The organism is Aequorivita nionensis, from assembly GCF_046352995.1.
GTDB lineage: Bacteria > Bacteroidota > Bacteroidia > Flavobacteriales > Flavobacteriaceae > Aequorivita > Aequorivita nionensis.
This window is the reverse complement of sequence record NZ_CP130281.1, coordinates 3,374,471-3,400,877: the sequence shown is the minus strand read 5'-3', so window position 1 is coordinate 3,400,877 and position 26,407 is coordinate 3,374,471. Positions and strand designations below refer to the sequence as shown.

The following is a 26,407-nucleotide window of genomic DNA, read 5'->3' as shown; positions in this document are numbered from 1 at the left end:
AACTATAAACCAGAAACATAAAAAGATGTCTGTTTTGAACGGGAAAAATATCTTGCTTGGCGTTACCGGCGGGATTGCCGCGTACAAAGCAGCTTTTTTAGTTAGGCTTTTAGTGAAAAAAGGAGCTGACGTAAAAGTGGTGATGACATCTTCTGCTAAAGAATTTGTTACGCCCCTAACGCTTTCAACACTTTCTAAAAACGAAGTCTATTCTTCCTTCACTGAAGAGAATGATGCAAACAGCTTTAAAGAACCCAAATGGAACAACCACGTTGCGTTGGCACTTTGGGCTGATTTGTTTTTGATAGCTCCAGCAACCGCAAACACGCTCTCTAAAATGGCTAATGGCGCTTGCGACAATCTTTTGCTTGCGTGCTATCTATCTGCGAAATGTCCCGTCTATTATGCCCCGGCAATGGATTTGGATATGTATGTACATCCAACAACGGCAGCAACTTTTGAGAAACTGAATAGCTTTGGAAACATTCAAATTCCGGCTGCTTTTGGTGAATTGGCCAGCGGTTTGGTAGGGCAGGGCAGAATGGCTGAGCCTGAGGAAATTGTTTCATTTTTAGAAAATGATTTGCTGAAAAAACTTCCTCTCCGCGGAAAGAAATTTTTGATTACCGCCGGACCAACTTATGAAGCTATTGACCCCGTTCGTTTCATAGGAAACCATTCCAGCGGAAAAATGGGTTTTGCAATTGCTGAAACTGCAGCAGCGCTTGGAGCTGAGGTTGTTTTAATATCCGGCCCTTCGGCATTAAAACTTGAAAACGATTTTGTGAAAATCATTCGTGTTACTTCCGCCGAAGAAATGTATAATGCCGCGCATGAATATTTCGGTAAAAGTGATGTGGCCATTTTAAGTGCTGCGGTTGCGGATTATCGTCCTTCGGAAGTTGCTTCGGAAAAAATAAAAAAGAAAGACACAGATTTAAAACTTCAGCTTACAAAAACCAAAGATATTCTTGCTTCGCTTGGTGAAATAAAGAAAAATCAATTCTTGGTAGGTTTTGCATTGGAAACAGAAAACGAGGAAGAAAACGCAAAATTGAAACTGAAAAAAAAGAATTTAGATTTAATTGTGCTAAATTCGCTTCGAGACAAAGGTGCGGGTTTTAAAACCGACACCAATAAAATTACTTTGATAGGAAAAGACAATAAAACAATTCCTTTTCCTGTTAAACCTAAAAAAGAAGTAGCAAAAGATATTATAGAATATATTATAGAACAGACCAATGCGTAAAATTTTACTTTTCTTACTATGTGCCAGCGCTGTGCTTACCGCACAAGCTCAAGAGCTCAACTGCACCGTTTCCATAGATGCCGAACAAACCGGACAACCTAATTTGCAAATTTTCAGAACGCTAGAAACCCAGCTTCGCGAATTTGTGAACAATACAAAATGGACTGATAAAGATTACAAAAACCAAGAACGTATAGACTGCAATATGAGCTTGGTAATAAGCCAGTATGACGGTGATACATTTACGGCAACACTTCAAATTCAATCTTCAAGACCAGCTTTTGATTCAACATATGACAGCCCTGTTTATAATTATTTTGACAAGCAGGTAAGTTTCAATTACAAGGAATTCGAGCCACTAAACTTCAATATGAACAGTTTTGGCTCCAATCTTGTTTCAGTTATTGCCTTTCACGTCTATACTATTATTGGGTTAGATGCAGACACTTATGTTTTAAATGGAGGAGCACCCTATTTTGAAATAGCCAAGCAAATAACCAATACTGCGGCTTCTAGCAATTTTTCTGGATGGAAATCTACAGATGGCAATCAGTCAAGATTTCGCTACAATGATGCTTTGTTGTCATCAGTTTATAAAGAGTTTCATGAAGTGATGTACCTATACCATCGCGAAGGATTGGATGTTATGGCCTCAGACCAGAAAAAAGCCAAACAAGAAATAGCTAATGCCATCAACAAGTTGAAAGGTATTAACGACAGGCGTCCGAACTCTTTTTTGGTACGAACTTTTTTTGATGCTAAAAGTGACGAAATACAAGCTATTTTTAGTGGAGGGCCACAGGTTGATATTACCAAACTGGTTGAAAACCTTAATAAATTGGCACCTACTAAGCGAACCAATTGGACTGAAATCAAGTTTTAATTTTTCTTTCAACAAGTTTCGATAAGTTAAATTCTTTCTTTTAAATTTATAATTTCGAAATTCAAAATTGAAGATTAAAGTTGAGTTTAAAAGGTCTAACACCTCACGTCTAAAATCTAAAGTTTAAAAGTGATAACCAACCTCGCCATAAAGAACTATGCGCTTATTGAAGATATTCGCGTGGATTTTAATGAAGGTTTGACGATTATTACAGGTGAAACTGGTGCTGGAAAATCTATACTTCTTGGGGCACTGGCACTTTTATTGGGAAAAAGGGCAGATTTAAACAGCGTGAAAGATTCCTCAAAAAAATGTGTGATTGAGGGATGTTTTTCCATTAAAAATTATGGATTAAAATATGTTTTTGAAGAAAATGATCTGGATTTTGAACCTCACACCATTATTCGCCGTGAAATATTGCCAGGAGGTAAATCCAGAGCTTTTGTGAATGATACGCCTGTAGCCTTAACACAGCTTCAAGCGCTTGCTCCACATTTAATTGATATTCACAGCCAACACGAAACCCTGGAAGTGGTCTCAGAAAACTTCCAAATGGAAGTGATTGATGCTTTGGCGGGAAATGATGCGCTTTTAAAATCATATCAAGCGCAATTTGCAGATTTCAGAGCCATTTCAGAAAAGCTTTCAGCTATAAAGTTCCAAAAAGAAAATGCTTTAAAAGAACTTGATTATAACACTTTCCTTTTTAGTGAACTTCAGCAAGCTGATTTAAAAAAATTGAACCAGCAAGATCTTGAAGAAACATTTGAAACACTGAACAATGCGGAAGCTATACAGGAAGCGCTTTCAAACGTGAACAAGTATTTGGATGAAGATCAAATAGGAAGCTTACAAACCGCAAAGGAAGCACGAATTGTTTTGGGAAGAATAAAGGAATTTTCAAAAACTTTTGAAGATTATTGGCAACGTTTAAACAGTGCTATTATTGAGCTGGAAGACATTTCAAATGAAGTTGGCGCTACTGCTGAAAAGATTGAGGCAGATCCCGAAATGCTTTTTCAGGTAAACGAAAAATTGCAAACGCTTTATAAGCTTCAGCAAAAACATTCGGTTTCCACAGTTTCAGAATTAATTGAAATAGAGAATGAGCTAGAAGAAAAAGTGAACACCACTTTGGGGCTTGACGATCAGATTGAAAAATTGGAAAAGGAGAAAAAAGAGTTGCAGGAAACAACTTTGAAGACTTCCGCCGAACTTCACTCCAAAAGATTTGAAGCTATTCCAATTCTTAAACGAAAACTTGAGGAAACCCTATTTCCATTAGGATTGCCAAACGCCCAGTTTCAGTTTGAGCTTTCCGCTTCAGAAAATTTCAAAAACAACGGAACCGATACATTGCAGCTATTGTTCACAGCAAATAAAGGCTTAGCGTTCGGACCGTTAAAAAAGGTAGCGTCTGGCGGCGAAATGAGCCGAATTATGCTAGCTGTAAAAGCTGTTTTGGCGGAATATAAAAAACTTCCAACCATTGTTTTTGATGAAATAGATACAGGTGTTTCTGGCGAAATAGCTAATAAAATGGCAGGCATCTTGCACCAAATGAGCAAGTCCATCCAATTGTTGAGCATTACGCACTTGCCACAAATTGCAGCAAAAGGCGACCATCACATAAAAATATATAAAGAAGATAGCAATGATCTAACCACTACCCATTTAAAGGTTTTGGACGAAGAAGAACGCATTGTTGAAATAGCAGAGATGCTTGGCGGCAAAAATGTTTCGGAAGCAGCGATAGCAAATGCAAAGGAATTATTGAATTAAATGTATCTTTACTTTTCAAAAGTGAAATTGAAAAAACAAAAATCTATTCAACCATAAAATATATTAAAACATGTCTTATAATTTACTAAAAGGAAAACGTGGAATCATTTTTGGGGCTTTGGACGCAAATTCCATTGCTTGGAAAACAGCAGAGCGAGTTCACGAAGAAGGCGGAAAATTTGTGCTTACAAATGCACCCATTGCTTTGCGGATGGGCCAAATAAATGAACTTGCCGAAAAAACAAATTCCGAAGTTATTCCTGCAGATGCAACAAGTTTGGAAGATTTGGAAAATTTGGTGACAAAGGCAACAGAAATTTTGGGAGGCAAATTGGATTTCATACTGCATTCCATCGGCATGTCTGTAAATGTTCGAAAAGGAAATCATTATACCAATCAGAATTATGATTTTACACATAAGGGTTGGGATATTTCTGCTGGTTCTTTTCATAAAACTATGCAAGTGCTCTATCAAAAAGATGCGATGAATGAATGGGGGAGCATTATTGCGCTTACCTACATGGCGTCACAACGCGTCTTTCCCGATTATAATGACATGGCTGATAACAAAGCCTATTTGGAGAGCATAGCGCGTAGTTTTGGATATTTCTTTGGAAGAGATAAAAAAGTTCGCGTAAACACCATTTCGCAATCGCCAACACCAACTACAGCAGGGCAGGGAGTGAAAGGTTTTGACGGCTTTATAAGTTATGCCGATAAAATGTCTCCTTTGGGTAATGCCACGGCATTAGATTGTGCAAATTATACAATCGCAATGTTTAGTGATCTTACCAAGCGTGTAACACTTCAAAATTTATATAATGATGGTGGTTTTTCCAATATGGGTGTTAGTGATGGCGTAATGGAAGCATTTGTGGGAAAAAAATAATATTAAATAATATATTAAAATGTTTAAATCCTGCCTAGTTTTCTGGGTGGGATTTTTTTTTGGAAACCCATAAAGTAGTTATGGTAAATGTTTGATATTAACATTTTTTTAGATACTTTTAGTGGATTATTAACTAAAATTTATCAAATTATGAAAAGAAGTACTATTATTGGGTGTTTCGTCGGTTTGCTCTCGCTTACCATCAGTGCGCAATCTACCCAGCCCTCTACTTCAAAGTCCGATTCGGGGACGACGATAGAGGTACAGAAAAAACCCACCGCTTCGGTTCAAGAGTTGCTGGTGAGGTATCAGAATCTGGGAAGCCAGAGCGGTTCTCTATCTGAATATTTTACAAAAGAAGAACAGCAATTGCTGCATTCCTACTTCAACAAGCAAAAACCTGTTAAATCGAGTCAGGTATTAAGCGGTAATGGTAAAAATATGGCATTAGCCTCAGCGGCTGAGCCTATGAACCCTAGATCATTTAAGAGTGAGGCTGCAAAAAAAACGCAATTCACTCCTTTATTTGTCTCATCAGGTCATACAGATAAGTTTGGTAATTCAACTGGGATTGATTTTTCTGTTGAAAACAGACCGGCTTATAAGCAAGCGCCTTTATTTTTAGCTCCTACTACACTTACTGCTGAAGATGAAGCGGAAATTTTGGCTGCTGCTCAAAGAAGCGCAAATACAAACATTGAGAATAATGTTGTAGTTAATAACAGGAGAATTCTTTCTGATATTATCCCTACGGCAGGAGCAACAGAAACTTTTAATCCAGCCGCTGGAGATCATTTTTTCGATCCAGGAGGGCCAGGAGGAGGAAGTACTGGAGGTACTCCGGGAAATTATCCAAACTGTAACTGCGATACACAAACCACTTTAGCGGGAGTAAGTGAGATTAATTTTCAATTTTTTAGTGTTTTTTCCAATTTTGATTATTTAAGAATCTATGATGGAACTGATGCAACTGGCACCAAGCTATATGATAATGGTCCTGGTGGAGCAAATGAAAATGATATTACACTAGCAGACATGATTGCTTCGAATGGTTCATCAACTTTTACTGCAGCTTCAGGAAATTTCTTTTTCTTCTTCCACGCTTCTTCAGTAGTTGACTATGGTGGCTGGGATGTAGAAATTGTTACTGCCGGCGGTGGCGGTGGCGGTGGTACAGACCCTACAGTTTTCGGTCTTAACTTAAGAGCATCTTGTTCCAATGATTTTGGTAGCTTTCCATTGCCTGGGCCTTATACAATTGCTCCAATTACCACAAATACAAATCCTATTTATGGAGGTGATTTTGATGGAAGCGGAACTTTATACGCCTTTAATGCTACAGCTGTTACATTGTTAACCTTAGATACTACAACTGGAGCTGAAACTACAGTAGCGCCCATAACCGGTTTACTTGCTGGTGAAGGTTTAAGAGGTATGGCTTGGAACGAGTCTAATGGCACAATGTACTTAATGGCCGGAGTTGGTGAAGTTGGTTCTATATATACAGTAGACCTAACAACTGGTGCTGCTACATTGGTAGGTAGTTCTACAATAACAGGTTGGCTTCCTATTTGGTTAGCAATAGACTCTAATGGTAATGCTTTTATGGCAGATGTAGGACTTGACAGCCTTTTTTCGGTCGATTTAGCAACAGGTACTGCAACCCTTGTGGGAGCGTTGGGTGTTAATATTAACTTTGCACAGGATGCAGATTTTGACCCAGATACAGACACATTATATATGGCTGCATATCTTGGCGGAGGCGTAAATTTCTTTGCTTCCGTAGATACTGCCACAGGAGCTGCTACTACATTAGGTTCAGTGAATGCTGATTGCGCTGAATTAGGTCTTGTTGCAATTATGGGCACCGGCGGCGGTGGCGGCGGTGGTTCTGCTTGTTCACAAGAGGATGTAAGCAACGGCTTTGAAAATGGATACGGAAATACCAACAACACTGTTGAAATTGCAGATGAAATAATCGTTGAGGCTGATACTGATTTCGAAGTAGATCAACTTACAATAAATATGATTAACAATGGAGGTTTCAACTCTATAGATGTTGCCTTTTATGAAGATGCCGGTGGTATGCCGGGTACGATGATTGGTTCGATTATGACAATTGTCCCTACATCTTCCACAGTAATTGGTACTGCATTTGGTAGAGACGTGCTTTCAATTGTATTGGATATCACGCCAACAGTAATGCTTAATGGAACTTCAGGTTCTGAAACTGTTTATTGGATAGGTGTTGAAACTCCAAATCCTGTAGACCCAGTATCCGATGCATATTGGGAAACAACGAGTATTCCTAACCCTGGAACTGATTATAGGGTACATTATGATGTAGCAAATGGTGGATGGACTTCAACGCTACCTGCTGATGGTATGTGGAATACTGTTTATACTGTTTCGGGTAATTGCGAACCTATTGGCGGCGGCGGTGGCTGTACTCCCGGTAGTTTAGCTACGCTATATGCTGGTGGAAACGGTGGTGACCCTGGAGGAGCTGTATATTTTGACATTACTGTGGGAGCTTCAGATATTGACATAACAACTATTGATATGAATACGCCTGAATCTGGTCCTTTTACCATGGATGTATATGTATTTGAGGGTACATATGTTGGCAATCAAGGCAATCCTACACCTTGGGGTGCTTCGGCAGCTACGGGATCAGGTACTGGGGCTGGAGCTGGACTTCCTTCAACTGCTACATTAGATGTTCCTATTACTATGTCTGCAAATACAACATATGCAGTTGCATTGGTTTTTGATGCAACACATACACATGCATATACCAACGGTGATGGAACAAATCAGAACTACTCAAATGGTGATATAACGTTAGATTTGGGGTCAGCAAGTAATGTGCCTTTTACGAATCCTATTTTTGACCCACGTGTTTGGAATGGAAGTATTGGATACTGCGTCGATAATGGCGGTAGCGGTGGAGCACTTGCAACTGCTTATGGAGTGAATAATAGTAATGTTGAACTTATTGGCTTCCCTGTTTCAGACCCATCAACCGTTGAGGTATTTGGTGATTCGCCAGTTACTGTAAACTTTGAAAATGCTGGAGCAATTGATCCTGCAAATCCAACTACCGGATATGCACTTGACAATGGTGGACAGTTCTATTCTTTTGATGTTGCATCTGGCTTCTACACTTTATTGGGTAATATTCCTGGAGATTGGGTAGGTATGGAATTTGATCGCAGCAGCGGAATACTTTATGCTATTGCAGGTGCAGACCTTTACACCATAGATCCGGTTGGAGTCTCTGCTACATTGGTTGGCGCAACAGGTATTAACCCAGCTGATCTTCCAATAGCACTTGCCATTGACGGTGCTGGAGTAGGATATACCTATGAGCTAGTAAGTGATAATCTATATTCTATAGATCTTACAACTGCAACAGCAACACTTATTGGTAATATTGGTTTTGATGCTAATTTTGGTCAAGGTATGTGCTATGACCCAACAACAGATATGGTATATATGTCTGCTTTCAACAGCGGAACCTTTGCAGGTGAATGGAGATCAGTAAATTTAACAACTGGAGCATCTACTTTAATAGGCCCGATTGTTACTACTGCTGCTACTACGCAAGTAGCATGGGTGTCTATTGGAGAAACACTTCCTCCACCAGCATGTCCTGAGCCAACAAATCTTGTGGTTTCAAATGTTACACCAACTACTGCCGATCTTTCATGGACTGCTGAGCCAAACGCCAGCAGTGGTTATATCTGGTATGTTTTTGATCAAGGGGCAAATCCAATTTCCGATCCGCCAGTGGCAACAGGCACTGTTCCTGCTGGTACAACAACTGCTACTGCAACAGGATTAGATGGCGGTTTAAGCTATGATTTCTACGTGGTGGCAGATTGTGATTCTGATGGACTAAGTCAACTTGCCGGGCCAATTAATTTTGCAACTCCTCCGGCGTGTGGCGGAAAATTCTATGATACTGGAGGTCCAGGTGGAGATTATCAAAACAGTGAAAATGTTACAACTATAATTAGCCCAGAAAACCCGGGTGAACTTGTAACGGTAACATTCACGGCCTTTGAGGTTGAAGCTACATGGGATGCACTATATGTTTATGATGGTCCGGATGCCAGCTTCCCAATAATTTCAAGTGGAAACCCACCTACCAATAGTGGTTTCCCTGCTGGAGGTTATTATGGTACTAGCATACCTGGCCCATTTGTTTCAACTGATCCAAGCGGTGCTTTGACTTTCGTGTTTATGAGTGACTCTTCTGTTCCACAGTCTGGATGGGAGGCAGATGTTACTTGTGCGCTATCGCCACCACCAAACGATTTGATTGTTAACTCTATAGATGTTGATGAAATAGGGTTCCCTTATACTGATCCTGCGGTTCATATGCCTGCAGCTACTATAGAAGGAGGAAACCCAGTGAATTGTGATCTTACCGGCGCCAACGGTGTTTGGTACAACTTTGTTCCTTCCGGAGACGGTACTGCTAATGCAACGATCGTAACCCCTGGCGGTGCCAGTTCGGTTACTTTCTATACCGCACCAAATGAGAACGCTGTGGAAACAGATCTTACTCTTGTTCCGCAACAGACCAATCAGTGTGCACCAGGTACATCCGCTTCCATATTCACATTGGGTGGCCAGGCATATTATGTGTTTGTAATGAATACAGGGGCAATTACTGATATCGTAATAGACGGTACCAACATCGGTATTTCAGAGAATACCATTGCTGGTTTCAGTTATTATCCGAACCCAACCAACGGTATCTTGAACCTTAATAGTGTTGAAAACATCGAAAACATATCGATGTACAATGTTTTAGGTCAATTGGTTATCGAAAACCGTGTGAATGCAACAACTTCACAGGTTGATATTTCTGGTCTTAGCACTGGCACGTATATAATGAAAGTGTCTGTGAACGGTCAGATAGGTACTTATAGAGTACTGAAACAATAATTCCATATATTTTAATTTTAATTAGAGCCACCCACTTATTGTGGGTGGTTTTTTATATACTCCAAAAGATTTTAAGAATTTATTCTCTTTGATGTCATTTAACTAAAGAAAACTTTATACAGCTAGTGTCTATTTGTCATTTCATAAAGCTTCCTTCTCCGCTAATTTGTAGATGACATAATAATCTTATAGTCAAAACCTTTGATATTTGGTTTTTTTAGAATAGATTTAAGCTTTTAAAATTGATTACTAACTAAACTAATTTAATTATGAAAAGAATTACTATGTTAATTTTTCTCATGACATGTGCCTTAGGGTATAGTCAGCATGAGGTAAAATCAATGGGGGTTGATAACCCTGTTTATTACAATCAGCAGCAAAAAAAGGAAGCTGTTGTTAAATCAAACCTTTCTAACAGTCCCTCTGAAATTGGTGGGATGAAAAAAGGAGAAAATAATCCTGTTATTTACAATAAGCAGCAAACGACCCCTGAAGTTAATTATGAAGGCCGTTCTGCTACTTCTTTGGATGATGTTGTTCCTGCCCAAAGAAATTTTTCTGGACCAATGTCTTTAAGTGCCTCTAATAGTTCATTAAGAACTGTAGTGGGCCCTCCTCCTGGAACTGCATCTAGAAATATGCAGCCTGACTTATTTTATAATAATAGGGCACCGGTAACTATTACTCACAGTGTTACCCAAAATATTGTTGCGGGTAATTCAGTAACTTGTAATGCTGGGGGTATTCCAGATGAAAACAGTTTTTTCAGAGATTTTGATTTGGCTGGAGATTTTGGCATCACTGATGATTTCGATGTAAGCAGTGCAGAATTTGCAGTAGAAGCTGTTTCTGGTGCAACCAATTTGACCATAAACATATACTCAACAACAACTGTTTTTCCGGGTGGATATCCAGGTTCTGCCACTCTTCAGGGCACAGCTAATTATGTTTCAAACGTAGCTGATGCGGGTACTGTGGTTTCAGTTCCAATAACAGCAACCATTCCTGCGGGAGAAATTATGATTTATGAGCTTAAGATAAATGCTGGCGCTACTGCTTCATGGTTCCCCGGTTCTAATACTGGTGGCCAAACTGGAGTTTCTTGGATAATGTCTGCTGCTTGTGCTATAAGCACTCCTACAGATTTAACTGCAATCGGATTTCCTAATCAGCATATGGTCATGAATATTGTTGGAGAAGAAGCTGGTGGCGGTGGAGCATTCCCGGCCCCTTACTGTGGTCCGCTTGATTTCACTTCAAATGTTGAACCTATTACCTTGGTAGAAGTTGCTGGAATAAGCAATGTAACAGATGCTGCGGTAAACGGTACGCCCGATCACGAAGATTTTACAGCTATTAGTGGCGATATGGAAGCCGGAATGAGTTATCCAATTGCTCTTGAGGGAAATACAGATGGAAACTTCACAAACCGCTTTGTTGTATTTATAGACTGGAATCAAAACGGAGTTTTAAACGATGCGGGAGAAGTATATGAAATTACAGATCTTCTTATAAACTCTACTGGGGTTGATGGTCAGCAATCCAATGGAACTATTGACGTTCCTGCAGGAGCTTTGGCTGGAACTACCAGAATGAGGGTTAAAAAGCAATTTGGAACAACCAATTATCTAGACCCTTGCTTGGCAACAGGTTTTGGTCAAGCTGAGGATTATTCTATAAATGTTACAACCGGCGGCGGTGGCGGTGGCGCTTGTGCAAACGCAGTTATAGAAGTAAACCAAGATTTTACTGATGCTTGTATGGCTAATATTTCTCAAGGTGGGTTGGCTCAGTCTTACATGCCTTTGGAAGCTCAATCTGCAGGAGCTGGTATTATGTTTACAGCAACTTCTACTGGACTTGACGTAAATTTATCGTTATGGGACGGTCTTCCAAATGCAGGCGGAACGATGCTTGCTAGCGGAACAAGTCAAACCGACGGTACCGTTTGGGCTGATGTTTTTTGGGATCCAGTAGTAAATGTTACTGTTGGTAATACTTATTATATTGTTATTGATGGGGACCCTACATTGCCTTGTATCGCAGGCGCACTTAACAATCCATATGCTGGAGGAAATGTGTTTGCAAACAATTATACACCTTTCGCAAATTTTGACTATACCTTTAGAACCTATAGTTGTGATGGTGGCGGAGGCACAGGTGGACCTTGTGATCTTACTAGTGCTAGCAATGCTTTTGAAAACGGTAAGAGTTTCACCAAAAACTTGGGTCGTATTACCGCCAATGACATCTCAGTTGCTGATGGTGAAGACATGCTGTTAGAGTCCATTACCTTTAATGCCTTTATCGGAGGTGTTGGTTCTGGCGTAAATGCTGATAACGTAGATGTTTTCATCTATGAAGACAATGGTTCAGGAGCTCCTGGAACACTTGTAACCTCTCAAACAAGCTTGGTCCCTGATTCGCAGGTCGTGGTTGGTAATAACTTTGGTTTTGATGCTTGGAGCATAGAACTTGATATCGCTGATGTTAACTTGCCTGGGCAAGTAGGGGCAGCTACCACTTATTGGATTGGGCTATCTCTTGAGCCAACAGACGGAAGCAACACTTTCTGGGAATTCTCAACCGCTGCTGTAATAGGCTTTGGTCTTAGCTATGACGACGGAGTAGCAGGGTTCATTACCGAGCCTACTAATGAAGGCGTTTATACCTTTGCTGCAACTTGTTCACCAATTGGAGGTGGTGGAAATCCTTGTGATCTTACTAGTGCTAGCAATGCTTTTGAAAACGGTAAGAGTTTCACCAAAAACTTGGGTCGTATTACCGCCAATGACATCTCAGTTGCTGATGGTGAAGACATGCTGTTAGAGTCTATTACCTTTAATGCCTTTATAGGAGGTGTTGGTTCTGGCGTAAATGCTGATAACGTAGATGTTTTCATCTATGAAGACAATGGTTCAGGAGCTCCTGGAACACTTGTAACCTCTCAAACAAGCTTGGTCCCTGATTCGCAGGTCGTGGTTGGTAATAACTTTGGTTTTGATGCTTGGAGCATAGAACTTGATATCGCTGATGTTAACTTGCCTGGGCAAGTAGGGGCAGCTACCACTTATTGGATTGGGCTATCTCTTGAGCCAACAGACGGAAGCAACACTTTCTGGGAATTCTCGACCGCTGCTGTAATAGGCTTTGGACTTAGCTATGACGACGGAGTAGCAGGGTTCATTACCGAGCCTACTAATGAAGGCGTTTATACCTTTGCTGCAACTTGTTCTCCAATTGGAGGCGGTGGAAACTATGACGATTGTTCTGGTGCCATAGCTCTTGCTTGTGGTGACAGCGTAACAGGAGAAACTTTAACTGCTACTGACTCTGGCGGAAACCCTGCTCCAGATGTATTCTATAAATTCACTGGTAATGGCACTTCACAGTTGGTTACTATTTCACTTTGTGGTGGTGGAACCGATTATGATTCTGTACTTCGTGTATTTGACGATTGTGACCTTTTAAACGAGCTTGCTTTCAACGATGATTCTTGCGGTCTTCAGTCAGAAGTGTCTTTCACTTCAGACGGTACATCTACCTACTATATAATGGTAGAAGGTTTCGGCTCTAATTCTGGTAATTTTAGTCTTGATATAACTTGTGAGGATCCATTGCCAAACGATGATTGTAGTGGAGCTATTGCGGTAAGCTGTGGTGATTCGGTTACTGGATCTACAGTTGGTGCAACTGTTGATTCCGGAGCACCTGCTTGTGGTCCAGCAATTACCTCTCCTGGAGTATGGTATAAGTTGAATGACAATAGTGGTCTTCCAGGTGATATTACCTTATCACTGTGTAATGGTACTGATTTCGATTCTAAGATTTCAGTTTACAGCGGAATCTGCGCTGCACTTGTTTGTATAGACGGAAACGATGATGCCTGTGGACTTCAGTCTGAAATCACTTTTGCGAGTGATGGAAATACTGAGTACTATATTCTTATCCACAGCTTTGGTGGTGCTACTGGTAATTTCACTATGGATGTTACCTGCTCTCCAACACCTCCGCCGAACGATATGATCGTAAACTCGATAGATGTTGATGAAATAGGATTCCCTTATACTGACCCTTCTGTAGCGATGCCTGCAGCTACTACAGAGAATGGAAATCCAGTGAACTGTGATCTTACCGGCGCTAACGGTGTTTGGTACAACTTTGTTCCTTCCGGAGACGGTACTGCTAATGCAACGATCGTAACTCCTGGCGGTGCCAGTTCGGTTACTTTCTATACCGCACCAAATGAGAACGCTGTGGAAACAGACCTTACTCTTGTTCCGCAACAGACCAATCAGTGTGCGCCAGGTACATCCGCTTCAATATTTACTTTGGGTGGCCAAGCATATTATGTGTTTGTAATGAATACAGGAGCTGTTACTGATATCGTGATAGACGGTACCAACATCGGTATTTCAGAGAATACCATTGCTGGTTTCAGTTATTATCCGAACCCAACCAACGGTATCTTGAACCTTAATAGTGTTGAGAACATCGAAAACGTATCGATGTACAATCTTTTGGGTCAATTGGTTATCGAAAGCCGTGTGAATGCAACAACTTCACAGGTTGATATTTCTGGTCTTAGTACAGGTACCTATTTGATGAAGGTTACTGTAAATGGTGAGACAGGTACTTACAAAGTGCTGAAACAATAATTCCATATTTTTTAATTTTAATTAAAGCCGCCCAAACTCGTGGGCGGCTTTTTATTTTATGTAAAGTTGCTGTATGTAATTTTTATTTATATTTTTTTGATTTAGAGTGTTTTTTGAATATCTTTAACCTACTACAACTAAAACTTTTATATTAACTTTTAAATCTAATTTTATTATGAAAAAAATTACAATGTTAATTTTTATGGGCTTTTGCGCTATTGGATTTAGCCAAAACAAAGCAACTAATGCCCCTGCGGATCAATATTCGCAAACTGTCCAACTTCCTGCGGCTTATTATAATTCCACGGGGACAGCAGTAGGAGAAACTACTGGAATAACTTCCACAATTGAAAGAGATGATAATTTACGTGTTCCTTTTACCGGAACCTATTATTTCCAATCTCCAGATGCAATTGTTTATGACAACGGCCCTTACTTTAATGTAGCTGGTCCTCCAGATATTAGTTTCTTACAAGATGCTTCATTGGGAATGAGCTTGTATGGATTTGGTGCTCAATTCACTGCTGGTAACAGTATGGCAGATGACGTTGTTCTTGCTGACGATTATAACATTACTTCAATTGACGTTTTTGCTTATCAAACAGGATCTACTGCTCCATCTATTAATGCATTATACTTGCAGGTTTGGGACGGTGACCCAAGTGGGGGTGGTGCTAGCGTAATTTGGGGAGATCTAACTACAGACATCCTTGATACAGCTACTGCAACGGATGCTTTTAGACAATTGGAAAGCGCGCCTGGTGATACCTCAAGAGAAATCCAAAGAGTTACTGCCAATACTACTGGATTATCATTAACAGCTGGTACTTACTGGATTGAATATAGCTTTGAAGGTACCGGTGCTTCTGGACCTTGGGCTCCGCCAATTGTAATTACAGGTACAGCAGTAACAGGAAATGCACTTCAAAACCAAGCTGGTTTATGGATTGCAGCTGAAGACGCTGGAGCACTTGCAGCACAAGGTATGCCTTTTGTAATGTATGGTGATCTTATTGGTGGTGGTACAGCTTGTAATGAGTCCAATCCATCAAACGGATTTGAAAATGGCTACACTTCTTCAGTAGATACCCTTCAACGTGTAGCTGCTGATTTAACTGTAGCAACTAATGAAAATATGAACTTTAATAAAGCAACTGTCAACTTTATAATGCCTGATGGTGATACAATTTTATCTGCTGATGTTACTGTATATGCTGATGACTTTGGAGGACTTCCAGATCCAGGAAATGTTATAGCTTCTCAAACTGGTGTTGTTCCAAGTTCACAAACAGTAGTTGGTGATTTCCCTGCAGCTTCAAGTCTTGATGTTACGGAGGTTGTATTTGATCTTGCTCCAATTGCATTGGCTGGCCAAGCTGCATTTCCAACAACCTATTGGGTAGATATTAATGTTACTACTTCTGCTGGTACTGGTGGTCCAGGTTATTGGGAAATAACAACTGCAAGTATTGTGGGATATCCTGCCGTCTTCTCAGCTGATGGTGGAGCAACATGGAATGTTGCTACGGGTGCTGACGATTTTGTATATAATTTCGAAGGTGACTGTGACCCATTGGGTGTTTCTGAAAACGCATTGGAAGGTTTTGCTTATTATCCAAACCCAACAAGCGGAATTCTTTCACTAAAATCTGTAAACAATATAGATTCAGTAGCTATCTTTAATCTGTTAGGTCAAAGTGTGTTGAGCTCTAAAATTGGCGCTACCACTTCTAATCTTGACATTTCAGGTTTAACAACTGGAGCCTACATTATGAAGGTTACTGTTGAAGGACAGACAGGAACCTACAAAGTGTTGAAAAACTAATTTTTAAAATTTATATCAAAAGCCATCCACGAAAGTGGGTGGCTTTTTTTTTTATTTTTAACTATATTATTTTTGGAGTCAATCTTTTTTGAATATCTTTAGCCTTTAATATTAAAAATTTAACCTTTAAAACAAATTTTATTATGAAAAAAATTACATTACTATTAGCTTTTTTCATTGGATCCGTTGGATTAATGAATGCGCAAAGCTCTTTTACGGGAACTAACACAAGCACACAAACTCCGGTGACAATTGAAAGTTTAATAACAAGACTTCAAAATATTGGAAATGTTGCAGGAAATGTTAATGATTATTTTACTCCGCAAGAGCAACGTATGCTAAATGTGCATTACAATGGAATCCAGAATATAGCTCCAGTTGTAATCACACAAAGCAATACACAGACAATTGAGTCTGGCGCAGAGATTGCTTGTGCATCTCCAACAAGCTTCCGAAACAATAATGTTTATAGAGCCTTTGATCTTCCTGGAGATTATGGTATTATGAACGGTTTGGAAGTTACTGCTGTAGAATTTGCAATGGGTACCATTTCAACTCCATCTGGTTTTCCAATAACTGCAAATATTTATTCTACAACTCCTGGTTCTTTTCCTGGTGGAACTTTGACTCTTCAAGGAACTGCAGTTCATATGGCAACAAACGCAGATTTTGAAACTATGATTAACTTGCCTCTTTCAGCTATGATTCCTGCTGGCGAAGCAATGGTTATGGAACTTGTATTGGTAGATGATGGTACAGATACTAACTTTATGCGTTTTGGTTGTAATAATGATGGTGAAACTGGACCAAGTTATATTATGGCTCCTGATTGTGGTGCGAACACTCCTACTCCTTTATTCGACTTAGGTTTAAGCCAAGGTTTTGTATGGAACGTTCTTGGTGATGATGAGCCAGGTGGTGGTGCAGATCCAGCTGAAGTATTCGGTATCAATAACTCAACTGCTAGCTTAATCACTTTTGATCCTGCTGATCCAGCAGCTTTTACAACTCTTGGAGCTTCTCCAGCTGCTGGTTTTGAGAACGCTGGTGCAATAGATCCTAACGATGATGGAACTGCTTATGTTCTTGATAATGGTGGTGCTTTCTACAGTGTAGATTTAGCAACAGGTGCTTACACTTCTCTTGGTAGCATTGCAGCTCCTGGTTCTGAAACTTGGGCAGGTATGGAATTTGACCCTACCAGTGGTACATTGTACGCAATTTCTACTAACATTACAACATCTACACTATCTACTATTGACATTGGTGCTGCTACTGCTACTACAGTAGGTGCGACAGGTATGGCTGGTGGTATCTCATTAATGATTGATGAGAACGGTGATGGCTACAGCCATGATATTGTTGATGACAATTTTTACTATGTTGATCTTGGAACTGGTACTGCTTCTATTGTAGGCTCGTTAGGTTTTGATGCTAACTTTGGTCAAGGTGGTACTTATATTAAAGGTGATGCAGGTTTTGTATACCTATCTGCTTTTGATGGAGGTGCATTCCAAGGACAGTGGAGAAGAGTTGATGTACTTACCGGTGCTTCTACTGTAGTTGGTCTATTCAACGGTGGTGCTGACCAAGTAGCTTGGACTTCTGCTAAAGGAGAAATCCTTGGCGTTTCTGAAAATGCATTGGAAGGTTTTGCTTACTATCCAAACCCAACAAACGGAGCGCTTTCTTTGAAATCTGTAAACAACATAGATTCAGTAGCTATCTTTAACTTGTTAGGTCAAAGTGTATTGAGCTCTAAAGTTGGTGCTACTACTACTGATCTTGACATTTCAGGTTTAACAACTGGAACCTACATTATGAAGGTTACTGTTGATGGACAGACTGGAACTTACAAAGTATTGAAAAACTAAATATTTAGAAATTTTATCAAAAGCCATCCACGAAAGTGGGTGGCTTTTTTTATTTAACTAACTTTGCGCAATGCAACGAATGTACTCTTTCATCATCCCCGTCTATAACCGTCCGCAGGAAGTTATGGAGCTTTTAGAAAGTTTTGAAAAATTAAATTTTCACGAAGATTTTGAGATTGTATTGGTAGAAGATGGCTCCACGGAAACTTCTGAAAAAATTGTTGAACAGTTTTCAGAAAAGCTTTCAATTTCATATTATTTTAAACAAAATTCTGGTCCCGGTGATTCAAGAAACTTTGGAATGAATCAAGCAAAAGGAGATTATTTCATAATTCTTGATTCTGATTGTTTGTTGCCGCCACATTATTTGAAAACGGTAGATTTATTCTTAAATAAAACATTTTATCATTGTTTTGGAGGTGCAGATGCTGCGCATGAGAGTTTCACTCCTTTACAAAAAGCTATAAATTATACAATGACTTCTTTTTTTACTACGGGAGGCATTCGCGGAAGTAAAACCAGTGTTAACCGTTTTGAACCGAGAAGTTTCAATATGGGGATTTCAAAAGAAGTATTTGAGATGACAGGTGGATATGCAAAAATCCATCCAGGGGAAGACCCAGATCTTTCCCAGCGAATTTTGAAAGCAGGTTATGAAACAACATTTTTACCGAATGCTTTTGTTTACCATAAAAGAAGAATTTCTTGGAGTAAATTTTATAAGCAAGTGAAAAAGTTTGGACTCGTTAGGCCAATATTAAACCAATGGCATCCTTCCTCAGCAAAAATTACATTTTGGTTTCCATCCTTATTTGTATTATTTGTAATTAGTTCGATACTATTTTCTTTATTCTTCAATCCATTATTTTTAATTCCGCTACTCTTATATTTAATGTTGATAGTGATTGATTCTTCAATAAAAAATAAAAGTATTTATATTGGATTGCTTTCCGTAGCTGCTGTATTTGTACAATTTTTTGGCTATGGAATGGCTTTTATAAAGTCAAGTTTTTTTATAAATCTTCTAAAGAAAGATCCCCAGAAACAATTTCCCTCCTTATTTTTTAGTTAATTTTATTTACATTCAAAAAAACCGCCATGTCGAAGGGATTTTTTAAAAACACGAAAAACGCAAAAGTAAACCGTTTTCTACTCTTTCTGCTGCTTGCTACAATCTTTTGGGTTTTAACAAAGTTCAGTAGAGAGTTTACTTCTACAATGACAGCTAAGATCAATTATGAAAACATCCCTGAAACAGCTGCGCTCTCAGAGAACAACACGCGATATATCACTTTCGATCTTGCAGCAAACGGCTTTGAAATACTATTCTATAAATTTAAAAAACCAACAGTCACTGTGCCTGTTGGAAAATATTATACTAAGGAAAAAGGAGGCTTTAAGATTTCAAAGAATGAATTATTGCGAATGGTATCCTCTAATTTTAATAGAAATTTAGATATTAAAAATCTTTCAGTTGATGAACTGAATGTACATTTAGACCCCATAGTCCTAAAAAAAGTTCGCGTTATCGCAAAGACGGCTATTACTTTTAAAAATGGATTTAAACCGTTAGATAGCATAAAGATTGTACCAGATTCAATTACAATATCTGGTCCCTCGGGAAGTTTGAAGAATATGAAAACAATAGAAACAGAACTTATTTCCCTGAAAGAAGTTGAAAAAAATATTTCAGAAACGGTAAAGGTTGTTAGCCCTGGAAGCGAAATAGTTTCAATTAAACCAAATAAAGTAAAGGTTGAGTTGGTTGTTGCAGAATTTTCACAAGGTCAATACACTTTTCCTGTTGAGGTGGTTAACTTACCGCCAGATATGAATATTAAAATGGTACCAGAATCTGTAACTATTACCTTTGATGTATCTGTAAACGATTTTAGTACTATTTCCAAAGAAAACTTTAGATTGGTTTGCGATTATTCTCAAAGCAATAAAGATGAAAATTTTATGCTGCCATTTCTTGAGAAAAAGCCACAGAACATTTATAATGTAGTCTTTGAGCCCAAAAAGATCGATTTTTTTATCTTAAAATAATTCTTCAACTTCAAAAAGCAAAAGATATCCAAGTGAAAATAATTGGTCTAACGGGTGGAATTGGAAGTGGAAAAACTACGGTAGCGCAGTTGTTTTCTGAACTGGGCGTGCCTATTTATATTGCAGATACTGAAGCTAAAAAACTTATGAATTCCTCAAAAGTGATTCGCCGAAAACTCGTTGCGTTATTGGGTGAAGATGCTTATTCAGGAACAAAGCTCAACCGTAAATTTGTTGCCGATAAAATTTTTAATGACAAATTCCTTTTGGATGCTGTTAATGCGGTGATTCATCCAAAGGTAGCGGCACATTTTAAAAAGTGGGTCTCAAAGCAGAAAGCTACCTATGTAATTAAGGAGGCCGCAATACTCTTCGAAAACGGTAGCTACAAAGATTGCGATAAGGTAATCTTGGTTACTGCCCCCAAGCAAATGCGTATAAATCGTGTTATGGCGCGTGATAATACATCTAAAGCCGAAATTGAACAACGGATGAACAATCAATGGAGCGACGAAAAAAAACTAAAACTGGCAGACATAATTATTGAGAATATTGATTTGAAAACCACTAAAAATAAAGTGGAAGCGATTCACAATTTATTAAGCTAACCATCTACACTGTAGCACTTCCTGTCTTTTGTTAACATTTGGTTAAATGAACGACTATCTAAATGTTAAAATCTTACTTTTGAAATATGAATAAAAAGCTATTTGTATTGCTCATAGCGCTCATGAGCCTTTCATTATTAGGGATAGTATTTGTTCAAGGATATTGGATTTCAAACGCATACCGAACAAAGAACGACCAGTTTACTATAAATGCAAAACAAGTCCTTTTATCCGTTGCCAAAGAAATCAAACTGAGAGAGACTGAAGCTTATTATCAGCTTTATATTCCATATGTAGACAGCATTAAGGTTCCTGATAATGTAAGCTTTACCGAGCTAGCATATAAATATCAGAACAAGGCCACCAATGAAACCTATATTTTCACAGATGGCATTTTGGAACAGGACTATAAGCTTTCGTCTGGTCTTATTGATCCGGACGCAGATAGTATCCAGTTCAAAAAATTGACAAACCGAAAGACCAAAACCAGAATTTCTGATGGTATTGACGGTACTACCACCACAGAAACTGGTATGGTGTCCTTTTCAAGAATGAAGGATTATGAGCAAAAACAGTTTGAAAGCTTTGTAAGCAACATCACTGCGCTTACACCAATTTATAAACGAGTGAGTCCCGATGTAATAGCTACATTGATTGATAATGAATTAAAAGAAAGAGGATTAAATTCAAAGTTTGAGTTTGCAGTTTACAGCAACAATCTTGAAACTAAAGTTAGGTCAAATAACTTTAAATATGATGAAGGAAGTACTTACGTAGTCCCTCTTTTTGATGTTGAAAATGAAACAAATTATGAGCTTTATGTAAATTTTTCGGAAAAAGAAAAATTGGTTTTGAACAGTATTTTGGGAATGGCAATACTATCATTAGTTTTTACGGCGGTTATAATTCTGGCCTATTCCAGCGCTATTTCGCAGATATATAAACAAAGACAAATTTCTCAAATTAAGAGTGATTTTATAAATAATATGACCCACGAGTTCAAAACTCCTATAGCGACAATTAATTTGGCTTTAGATTCACTTAGAAATCCGAAAGTAAAGGATAATAGAGAATTTTTAGACCGCTATTTGGGAATGATCCGGGAAGAGAATAAACGCATGCACGCACAGGTTGAAAATGTATTACAGATTTCAAAACTTGAAAAAAATGAACTTGATTTACCCAAGGAACGTGTTGGTTTGCAGGAAGTTGTTGAAGAAGCTATCTCGCACGTAAGTTTGATTGTAGAAGATAGGGGAGGATATATAAAAACCCATTATGGAGCGCTCCAATCTGCAGTTTTGGCCAACGAGTCGCACCTGGGCAATGTGATAGTAAACTTGCTGGATAACGCTATTAAATATTCAGAAGAAGCGCCAAAAATTGATATATATACAGAAAATGTAAAAAACAGTGTCATCCTAAAAATACGCGACCAAGGTATGGGGATGAGTAAACCTGTTCAGAAAAAAATATTTGAAAAATTTTACCGAGAGCATACCGGTGATATTCACAACGTAAAAGGTCATGGCCTGGGACTTGCATACGTAAAGCGCATCTTGGACGACCACGATGCCGAAATTTTCGTTGAAAGCGAAAAAGGAAAAGGCAGCACATTTATAATAAAACTACACTTAATATCTTAAAATTATGGAAACAGAAAACAAAAAAATCCTTCTTGTAGAAGACGATCCCAACTTTGGGACAGTACTAAAAGATTATCTTGCCATGAACGACTATAACGTTACGCATGCAAAAAACGGGATGGAAGGTTTTGAAAAATTTAAAAAAGACGATTTTGATCTTTGTATTCTCGACGTGATGATGCCGTATAAAGACGGTTTTACACTGGCGAAGGAAATTCGTGAGAAAAACGAAGACGTGCCAATCATATTTCTTACCGCAAAAGCTATGAAAGAAGATGTGATGAAAGGCTATAAAGTAGGGGCAGATGATTACCTAAACAAACCTTTTGACAGTGAAGTACTTTTGATGAAAATTAAAGCTATTATTCAAAGAAAAGCCACTGATTCCATTGCAGATAGTAAACAGTTTGAGTTTCAAGTTGGTAATTTTCATTTGAATTCCAAATTGAGGTTTTTAACTTATAACAAAGAAACTCCTATAAAACTTTCTCCAAAAGAGAACGAATTGTTACGTCTTTTAGCGCTTCACAAGAACGATTTGATGCCTCGTGAACTTGCACTTACCAAAATCTGGAGAGATGACAACTATTTCACATCCAGAAGTATGGATGTTTATATAGCAAAACTACGTAAATACTTAAGCAAAGATGATGGTGTTGAAATAGTCAATATTCACGGCGAAGGTTTCCGTTTGGTAGTGAAGAACGAAGTGGAAAATTAATATTAAAAGCTTAAGATAAGTGTAAAAAAACGCCTTTAAAGGGCGTTTTTTTCTTTTATGAAGTCTATAATTGTTGAAGCATCCGTTTTATAATTAAACCAGTGGATTTCTTCATTTTTTTTGAACCAGGTATTTTGCCTTTTCGCGAATCTTCTAGTATTTTTTTTGATTTCCGAAATAGCCTCTTCTTTTGAAATTTTTCCCTCAAAATATTCAAAGAGCTCTCGATAGCCCACTGTTTGCAGTGCATTTCTTTCTTTGTGAGGAAGAAGTGATTTTGCTTCATCAATTAATCCAGCTTCAATCATTTGATCAACTCGGTGGTTTATTCTACCGTAAATTAGCTCTCTTTCAGCCGTTAAACCAATGTAGAGCGTTTCAAAATCTCTATTGATAGCTTCTTTATTTAAGAAAGACGAATACGGTTTTCCTGTTGCACGATATATTTCCAAAGCACGAATCACTCTGTGAGGGTTTTGAATATCAACTTTTTCAAAATAGGTTGGGTCTGCTTTCTTCAATTCATTTTGAAGTGTTTCGAGTCCCTTTTCGTTTAATTCAAAATTTAACTGTTCTCTAATTTCTGAAGGCACTTCTGGAAAAGTATCTAAACCTTTCACCAGAGCATCCACATATAATCCCGAACCACCCACCATTATAAGCAGTTTTTTCTTTTCAAAAATATCTGTTATCAAAGAAAGAGCATCTCTTTCAAAATCTCCTACTGAGTAATCTTCAAAAATACTTTTGTTTTGGATGAAATGATGCGGAATTGCTTCTAATTCTTCTTTTGAAGGAACCGCTGTGCCTATATTCATTTCCTTAAAAAACTGTCGCGAATCTGCCGAAATTATTTCGGTAGAAAATGCTTGTGCAAGTTTTATTGCTAATGAAGTTTTGCCGATGGCAGTAGCTCCCACCACACAAATAAGCAGAGGTTTTTTTAAAGACATTAGGCTTCAAAATTATTTTCTGGATGCAATTCTTCACCACATTTGTGGCAAAATTTAGCATCATCCCTATGCCGCTGTGCACCACAATTAAGGCAAGCTTGTGTATTCACGTGAACATAATCTTTCCCCAATACATCTGCTTTGTCCATACTTTTGGTATATTCAGAACTAACGATGCCCGTGGGAACGGCTATAATTCCATAACCAAGAATCATAATAACAGTTGCCAATAATTGGCCGAGTGGAGTGGAAGGGGCAATGTCGCCAAAACCAACGGTGGTAAGGGTTACAATACACCAGTAAACACTTTTAGGAATGCTATTAAAACCATGCTCAGGCCCTTCAATTATATACATCAATGTGCCGGCAATTACGGCAATTACAAGAACCGCAAAAAGAAAAACAAGGATTTTTGCTTTACTATTGGCTAATGCTTTTCGAAGTTTTGTGGCTTCACCAATATAGCGTGTTATTTTTAAAATTCGAAAAACCCTTAAAAGTCTCAAGGCACGTACAGAAAGTAAAAAACTGCTGCCCGCAAAAAGAAAAGACAAATAAAGAGGGATGGTAGATAAAAAGTCAATAATTCCGTAAAAACTGAAAATATAAGCTCGTGGTTTTTTTACTGTAATTATTCGTGCAATGTATTCAAAGGAGAAAAATATGGTAATGATCCATTCACCAATATAAAGTATTTCGTGGTATTTGGCGTCAATTTCACTAACGCTTTCCAACATAACCAAAACAATACTTAATAAAATAAGTATAAGCAACACTATGTCAAAAAGCTTGCCCATGGGCGTATCTGCTTCATAAATGATTTCGTGAAGTTTGTAGCGCCAAGATTTTTTATTGTTTGGTTTCAATATAAAATTTTTGAAAGTCTAAAATACGCAACTTTAAATTAATTAACTGTATTGGCTGAAAGGTTTACAGTTTTTAGCACTCTGTTTTTTCGAAGATAATTCTGAATAATATGTTGTGCATCACGATTATTCTGCATAGGGTTGATGATGGATTTAAGAATTTCGGGATTGTTAATCTGATAGTTCAAATTGTAAAACCCGTATCCTTTGTAAACTCCATTTTCAATTAAAACAACGGAACGTTCTTCAATTTCCCTGCCTCGGTCTATAATAAGCATATTTTGTTTTTCATAACTACATTTCTCCAAAAATGCATTTACCCTATTGTTATAATCTGCAATCGGTTCTTTGTTTATGCAAGCTCCATGGCATTCCTTTATGGTATAATTAAAACACTGTTTTTTAGTATCATAAAGCCCTGTCAGTTTTTGGCAAAGTTGGTTTTCTTCAGTTATTTTAAAAAGAGATGACCTAGCTTGTTGATAATTGCTGAAAGTGGTTATAGCTTTTTTTCTAGCGTCCGCTTTTTCAATTTTTAAATTTATATATCCTTTTTCATCTACAAAAGAATTAAGTTGATGAGTAAACAAGGTACGCCGCAGTCCTCTGTTGAATAAAGGTTTGTTTTGTTTAATTTCTTCAGATTCTTTTAGCAAAGCAATTAATTCACTGCCCGTTTTTTCAAATGTAACAGATTTCACTTCCAACTGAATTTTTTTAGACTTTCTATTATCGCTGGTGAAGTGTTGCATCAATCTTTTTTTAAGGTTTTTGCTTTTCCCAATATAAATTATGTCTCCAGCTTCGTTATGCATATAATATACACCGGTTTCGGAAGGGGTGTTCTCAATGATATCAAGCAGTTTTGGTTCTAGTTGCCGTTTTGGATCTTTCCGAAGCGTCTCGGTAATTATTTCTTTTGAAGTGTCTTTGGCAAGCAACATTTTAAAAAGTGCCACGGTAGCTTTTGCATCGCCTTGCGCACGATGGCGGTCACTAAGCGGAATTCCCAAAGAGCGCACCAATTTACCCAAACTGTATGAAGGCATATCTGGAATCAATTTTTTTGCAAGTTCAACGGTGCAAAGGGTTTCTTTCTCAAATTGATATCCCAAACGATCAAATTCTGTTGTAAGAATTCTATTGTCGAAAAGCGCATTGTGGGCCACCATAATGCAGCCATCGGTAATTTCTATAATACGTTTGGCCACTTCATAAAACTTTGGCGCGTGCCGAAGCATTTCATTGTTAATTCCCGTAAGGTTTACAACAAAAGGTTGAATGGGTTTTTCTGGATTTACCAAACTTGAAAATTGGTCTACGACTTTGTGACCGTCAAATTTATATATTGCAATCTCGGTGATACCTTCCTCATTATATTTCCCGCCCGTGGTTTCTATGTCTAAAATTGCGTACACTTCTTCAGTTTGTTGTTTATAGTTAGT

16 protein-coding genes are annotated in these 26,407 nt (G+C 38.3%); 13 read left to right on the top strand and 3 right to left on the bottom strand.

Annotated features, from left to right (window positions below; translation table 11 throughout):
- Positions 1-25 precede the first annotated feature (25 nt).
- From coaBC to Q2U82_RS15540, 13 genes are all read left to right on the top strand, one after another.
- Positions 26-1,249: a bifunctional phosphopantothenoylcysteine decarboxylase/phosphopantothenate--cysteine ligase CoaBC gene (gene coaBC, locus Q2U82_RS15600; RefSeq protein WP_410005732.1), complete on the top strand. Its 1,224-nt coding sequence runs from the start codon at positions 26-28 to the stop codon at positions 1,247-1,249.
- Entirely contained in the window at positions 1,242-2,132 is an 891-nt protein-coding gene (locus Q2U82_RS15595) for a DUF4835 family protein (protein WP_410005731.1), read from the top strand. The genes coaBC and Q2U82_RS15595 overlap by 8 nt, the downstream gene beginning before the upstream one ends.
- Before the next feature lie 129 nt (positions 2,133-2,261).
- On the top strand, positions 2,262-3,914 hold the full coding sequence (gene recN / locus Q2U82_RS15590; protein ID WP_410005730.1) for a DNA repair protein RecN: 1,653 nt from the start codon (positions 2,262-2,264) through the stop codon (positions 3,912-3,914).
- Between the two features lie 70 nt (positions 3,915-3,984).
- Positions 3,985-4,803, top strand: coding sequence for an enoyl-ACP reductase (locus tag Q2U82_RS15585; protein ID WP_410005729.1), 819 nt, complete (start codon positions 3,985-3,987; stop codon positions 4,801-4,803).
- 150 nt (positions 4,804-4,953) lie between these two features.
- The gene (locus Q2U82_RS15580; protein WP_410005728.1) at positions 4,954-9,762 is read left to right on the top strand and encodes a T9SS type A sorting domain-containing protein; all 4,809 of its coding nucleotides are present in this window, start codon (positions 4,954-4,956) and stop codon (positions 9,760-9,762) included.
- Positions 9,763-10,046: 284 nt separating this feature from the next.
- Positions 10,047-14,420, top strand: a complete 4,374-nt coding sequence (locus Q2U82_RS15575; RefSeq protein WP_410005727.1) for a GEVED domain-containing protein — start codon at positions 10,047-10,049, stop codon at positions 14,418-14,420.
- Positions 14,421-14,595: 175 nt separating this feature from the next.
- A complete protein-coding gene (locus tag Q2U82_RS15570) occupies positions 14,596-16,245 on the top strand; it encodes a T9SS type A sorting domain-containing protein (RefSeq protein ID WP_410005726.1) in 1,650 nt (549 codons plus the stop codon).
- A gap of 143 nt (positions 16,246-16,388) precedes the next feature.
- Positions 16,389-18,119, top strand: coding sequence for a T9SS type A sorting domain-containing protein (locus Q2U82_RS15565; protein ID WP_410005725.1), 1,731 nt, complete (start codon positions 16,389-16,391; stop codon positions 18,117-18,119).
- 70 nt (positions 18,120-18,189) lie between these two features.
- Positions 18,190-19,191, top strand: a complete 1,002-nt coding sequence (locus Q2U82_RS15560; protein WP_410005724.1) for a glycosyltransferase — start codon at positions 18,190-18,192, stop codon at positions 19,189-19,191.
- Positions 19,192-19,217: 26 nt separating this feature from the next.
- Positions 19,218-20,168: a CdaR family protein gene (locus Q2U82_RS15555; protein WP_410005723.1), complete on the top strand. Its 951-nt coding sequence runs from the start codon at positions 19,218-19,220 to the stop codon at positions 20,166-20,168.
- 32 nt (positions 20,169-20,200) lie between these two features.
- On the top strand, positions 20,201-20,776 hold the full coding sequence (gene coaE, locus Q2U82_RS15550; RefSeq protein ID WP_410005722.1) for a dephospho-CoA kinase: 576 nt from the start codon (positions 20,201-20,203) through the stop codon (positions 20,774-20,776).
- A gap of 86 nt (positions 20,777-20,862) precedes the next feature.
- Positions 20,863-22,422 (top strand): sensor histidine kinase, encoded by a 1,560-nt coding sequence (locus Q2U82_RS15545; protein WP_410005721.1) that lies wholly within the window; start codon positions 20,863-20,865, stop codon positions 22,420-22,422.
- Between the two features lie 4 nt (positions 22,423-22,426).
- The gene (locus tag Q2U82_RS15540) at positions 22,427-23,143 is read left to right on the top strand and encodes a response regulator transcription factor (RefSeq protein WP_410005720.1); all 717 of its coding nucleotides are present in this window, start codon (positions 22,427-22,429) and stop codon (positions 23,141-23,143) included.
- A 35-nt stretch (positions 23,144-23,178) separates the two neighbouring features.
- Here the strand turns inward: Q2U82_RS15540 and miaA are convergent, their stop codons facing one another.
- From miaA to Q2U82_RS15525, 3 genes are read right to left on the bottom strand one after another with little or no spacing between them, the layout of a single operon-like run.
- The gene (miaA, locus tag Q2U82_RS15535; protein WP_410005719.1) at positions 23,179-24,096 is read right to left on the bottom strand and encodes a tRNA (adenosine(37)-N6)-dimethylallyltransferase MiaA; all 918 of its coding nucleotides are present in this window, start codon (positions 24,094-24,096) and stop codon (positions 23,179-23,181) included.
- Positions 24,096-24,962 carry an ion transporter gene (locus tag Q2U82_RS15530; protein WP_410005718.1) on the bottom strand — a complete coding sequence of 289 codons (867 nt, stop codon included), beginning with the start codon at positions 24,960-24,962 and terminating at the stop codon, positions 24,096-24,098. The genes miaA and Q2U82_RS15530 overlap by 1 nt, the downstream gene beginning before the upstream one ends.
- Before the next feature lie 38 nt (positions 24,963-25,000).
- Positions 25,001-26,380 carry an exonuclease domain-containing protein gene (locus tag Q2U82_RS15525; RefSeq protein WP_410005717.1) on the bottom strand — a complete coding sequence of 460 codons (1,380 nt, stop codon included), beginning with the start codon at positions 26,378-26,380 and terminating at the stop codon, positions 25,001-25,003.
- Between the last annotated feature and the right edge of the window lie 27 nt (positions 26,381-26,407).